Here is a 3,415-nt window from a genome sequence, read left to right as displayed (position 1 = left end):
TGCTGCTGCGCATGAGCCCCGATCAATGGGATGATGTGATGAACATCAACCTGAAGAGCGTATATAACATGACCAAACAGGTGATACGCCCTATGATGAAGGCGAAGATCGGCAGTATTATTAATATGAGTTCCGTAATTGGTATTATGGGTAACGCCGGACAAAGCAGCTATGCTGCTTCCAAAGCAGGTATTATCGGATTTACCAAGTCCATCGCACAGGAACTGGGCAGCCGTAACATCCGTTGCAATGCAGTGGCACCAGGTTTCGTAGAAACAGATATGACCAGCTACCTCAAAGAAGGGGAGGGCGCTGCTAACTATATTCAACAAATTCCGCTGGCCCGTTTCGGTACACCGGAAGACATTGCCAATGTTTGCCTGTTCCTGGCATCCGACATGAGCAGCTATGTAACTGGCCAGACCATCAGCACCTGCGGAGGCCTGTGCATGTAGCTGAAAGCAGAAAGGCAAAAGCAAAAAGCTATTATGAAGGAGATCTAAGCGGATATTTTTGCGCCTGAGTTCCCTTTGTGGTAGCTTTTTGCTTTTGCCTTTCTGCTTTTCACTCCTTTGTCGTATCTTTTCGGCACAGTGAACATACTGGTGAAGAGATTCGGAGACAACTTGGAGGAAGTCAGTAAAAATATTGCCCAGCAACAACGTCAAATGCCAACTTTTGAATTGCTATTCAAAACGTACTACCCTGCGCTCTGCACATTTGCTTATGATTTTGTAAATAGACATGAACTGGCAGAAGAAATTGTGCAGGACACCTTTATGAAAATATGGGAGAAGTATGATGGATTGGACATTCAGGTATCCGAAAAGGCATACCTGTACAGAGCTGTACAAAATAACTGCCTCAATTTTATTAAACAAAACAGGATCAGGGCACAGTACAGCCACGAATTATTGGAACAACTGGAATCCCGTATCGCCCTCTTCAGCCTGCCCTCACATTCACCGGCAGAAAAACTCGAAACGTCAGAACTGGAACTGCTTGCAGAAAAAGCCATCCGCAAATTACCACCCCAATGCCAGGATGTTTTCCGTCTCAGCAGATTTGAACAACTCAGTTATCCTGAAATATCCCGCCATTTAGGTATCTCCATCAATACCGTAAAAACCCAGATGACCCGCGCCCTGCAACGGTTACGGGATGAATTACTTCCTCATCTCAGGTAGTATGTTAAATAAAAAATAATTTTTTTTCGACGCTTGTCACCCTATGCGATACTAAATATTGTCTTAGTACTTGTTTTCTATATTATGGGGGCTAACTATACACAGGAGCAGGTAGATGACCTGATTGCACGCTTTTTATCCGGTAATATTTCCGCGGAGGAGCAAAAAGTACTGGAACACTGGATCAATGCGCTGGCAGAGAACAGGTCCTACTTTCTGCAACTAAGGGATGTATGGCAGGCCACAGCGTCAGGAACATATGATACCACTGCCGCCTGGGACAGTATGCAGTACAGGACAGCCATTGAGCCGCCTGTTGTGGTGAACAGATGGAGGTATTATTTCCGCGTAGCCGCTTCCTATACACTGCCCTTTTTAATCGGTGGTGGCCTGGTATATGGTTGGTCATCTCTGAAAAAAGAAAAGAATAACAATGCCATAGTAACGGTAACCAGCCCAAAAGGGGCCACTACCAAAATTGAATTGTCTGATGGTACGGAAGTATGGCTGAATGCCGGCAGCAAACTGCAATACGCACAGTCCTATAATGGCAATAGCCGGGAAGTAAAACTGGAAGGAGAAGCTTTCTTTAAAGTGCATACCAATGCCCAGAAACCTTTTACAGTAAGGGCTTCCGACCTGAGAATACTCGCGCTGGGTACCTCTTTCAATGTAAAGGCATATCCGGAAGATAAAACCGTGGTGACTACGCTGGTAGACGGAGAAGTGAAAATTGATGGCAGCAAAACAATCACCCCTTTCGGACTCATGATGAAGCCACATCAACATGTTGTGTATAAAAAGCCGTTGACAGGCAGGGACAGTGAACATATGAAAATACCGGCAGCTACCGGAGACAGCGTCACAGCTGCTCCGATAGAAAGCCGGGAAGTGAACAACACAGAAATATATACTGCCTGGAAAGACGGTAACTGGATAGTAGCCGCTCAAACCATGGACGAACTGGCGGTAACCATGGAACGACGGTTTAATGTTAAGGTGATTTTTGCAGAACAGGAACTCAAGGAATACCGCTTCAGTGGTACTTTCCGTAAGGAAACACTGGAACAGGTACTCAACATCCTGAAGCTCACAGCTCCAATGAAATATACCATAGACAAGGGGATCGTGACCCTGGCCATGGACAATGAGCTAAAAGAAAAATATATAAAAGCATTTAAGACACGGTAATAACCGGAAAATATATAGGAGAATCATCATTCAATCACCTGTAAAACTGCTTACATGCCGGACATGAACAAATGAAAAAAAATTGGGAGTGATGCGACTCACCCCCAATCAACGAAAATCACGTGTTGGTGAATAGCCTTTGCGACGGGCCGTATCACCGTAATCATTCGTTTAACTAAAATCTATACAAGTTTATGAAATCCACTGCAAACCTGGCGGCATTTTTTTGCCCCGGGCGAAAATTATTGCTCATGACGAAATTGACAGGTCTGCTGATTTTCGGAGGTTTTTTACAAGTATCCGCCAGCGTTTCTGCGCAGGAGAAAATTAAAGAACTACATGCTGAAAATGCAAGCGTGAAAGAGGTATTTAAACTAATTGAGAATAGTAGTAATTACCGCTTCTTCTATAACGAGAACTTCGCTGACCTCAATAAGGCAGTGACCATTGATGTGAAAGATAAACAGATCAATGATGTCATGAAGTTGCTCTTCAATAGCTCCAACGTTACCTATCGTGTGCTGGAAAATAACCTGGTAGTGATTACTCCATCCGGTACCGCACAGGTAAAAGTAACAGGCTATGTAACAGATGCTACCACCAAAGATCCGTTGCCAGGTGTAACTGTATCTGTGGAGGGCACCAGCATTGGTACCGTGACTGATGCTACCGGTAAATATACCATCCAGGCACCTGCTGAAACCAGTGTACTGGTATTCTCCTATATTGGCTATGTACCGCAGAAAGTAGCGGTAGGTGGTCGTTCCGACATTAACGTTAAACTGGATGGAGATACCAAAAAACTGGAAGAGGTAGTTGTAATGGGGTATACTACTACTACCACCAAAAACCTCACCGGCGCTGCACAGGCAGTAAGCGGTGCCAAACTGAAAGACGTTACCGCCAGCAGCATGGATAAAATGTTGCAGGGTAAAGTAAGTGGTGTTTTCGTTGGTAATGCCTCCGGAGATCCTTCTTCCTCACCTGTTATCCGTATTCGTGGTAATGGAACGCTGACGGCCGGTAACTCTCCGCTC

The 3,415-nt window shown here is 44.9% G+C and carries 4 protein-coding genes; all 4 read left to right on the top strand.

Translation table 11 applies throughout. The annotated features are described in order from the left end of the window. The coding region (locus VIP81_RS06385; RefSeq protein WP_331957640.1) for an SDR family oxidoreductase at positions 1-455 on the top strand (455 nt) is incomplete at its 5' end. A gap of 171 nt (positions 456-626) precedes the next feature. Further along, a complete protein-coding gene (locus VIP81_RS06380) occupies positions 627-1,187 on the top strand; it encodes an RNA polymerase sigma-70 factor (RefSeq protein WP_331957639.1) in 561 nt (186 codons plus the stop codon). An 84-nt stretch (positions 1,188-1,271) separates the two neighbouring features. Then, positions 1,272-2,378 carry a FecR family protein gene (locus VIP81_RS06375; RefSeq protein WP_331957638.1) on the top strand — a complete coding sequence of 369 codons (1,107 nt, stop codon included), beginning with the start codon at positions 1,272-1,274 and terminating at the stop codon, positions 2,376-2,378. Between the two features lie 251 nt (positions 2,379-2,629). Beyond that, on the top strand, positions 2,630-3,415 hold a 786-nt coding region (locus VIP81_RS06370; RefSeq protein WP_331957637.1), incomplete at its 3' end, for an STN domain-containing protein.

Source organism: Chitinophaga sp., assembly GCF_036566945.1.
GTDB lineage: Bacteria > Bacteroidota > Bacteroidia > Chitinophagales > Chitinophagaceae > Chitinophaga.
This window is presented reverse-complemented; position numbering and strand designations above follow the sequence as displayed.